Origin of the sequence: Clostridium liquoris (assembly GCF_002995785.1) — a bacterium.
GTDB lineage: Bacteria > Bacillota > Clostridia > Clostridiales > Clostridiaceae > Clostridium_AO > Clostridium_AO liquoris.
The window spans coordinates 1-935 of the sequence record NZ_PVXO01000020.1 but is presented as its reverse complement, the minus strand read 5'-3'; the positions used below and the strand labels follow the sequence as shown (position 1 = coordinate 935).

At 29.6% G+C, this 935-nt stretch carries 1 protein-coding gene and 1 pseudogene; both read right to left on the bottom strand.

Going from position 1 to position 935, the window contains the following annotated elements; all coding sequences use genetic code 11:
• Nucleotides 1-608: IS21-like element helper ATPase IstB (gene istB, locus CLLI_RS03745; protein ID WP_106062906.1), on the bottom strand; the 608-nt coding region annotated here is incomplete at its 3' end.
• Nucleotides 608-935 (bottom strand): annotated as a pseudogene (locus CLLI_RS14440) (IS21 family transposase); the annotation flags it as partial. The pseudogene CLLI_RS14440 and the gene istB, both read right to left, overlap by 1 nt.

Sequence of the window (935 nt, the reverse complement as noted above, 5' to 3'; positions counted from 1 at the left end):
TCAAAAACTTTATTTGAAGTGATAATTATTGAACCATTTTCATATCTTCTAGATATTATTTCATAAAAGTCATCAACACTATTTTGATTGAGTTTTTTAAGCCCTAATTCATCAAGTATAAGTAAATCTGGGCTTGTATAGTATTTTAATTTTTGTTGGAAAGAATTATCTGCTCTTGACATATAGAGTTCTTCAAGCATTTCATTGACTGTAGTAAAAAGGACTTTGTATCCTTGAGCAACAGCTTTCAATCCGATAGAAATAGCTAAATGAGTTTTACCAGTACCTGGCGGGCCTATGAAGGCCACATTTTCTTTTTTACGGACAAATTCACAGGCTGCCAGGTTATATATAAATCTCTTATTAATAGTTGGTTGACAGTTAAAATTATATTCTTCAAGAGACTTATGTTGTGGAAATTTTGCTTTAGTAATTCTTTTAACATTACTATTATTTTGTCTATTTAATATTTCATCATTTATCAACAACTCAAAGAACTCCATATACGAGAAACTATTTTTTAAAGCTTCTTCATTCCTAGTATCAAGTGTTTTAATTATTCCAGACAATTTCAAATCCCTAAGGCGTGACATTAATAAATCATTCATTATTTTAATTCTCCTAAAGTTATTAACTTATCATACTCATTTAAACTTCTTGAAACATCGGTTTCATATTCATTTATATAACTTGCATTAGTCTCTATAGGTAAGTCGATTATCCCTTTTTCGCATATTCGCTTTATGATTTTATAGCTATACGCATCATATGAAATAGCCCTTAGACATGCATTATCTATTAATTTGTTGCTGTAGTGCTTTCTGAGGGACAATACACCTGAAATAGATCTATAGTCATATTTTTTTATATTCTCTTGCTGTATGAACTTTTCAAAGAACTCCAGAGCATGTACACCTATCTCTTTCATTTCTTCC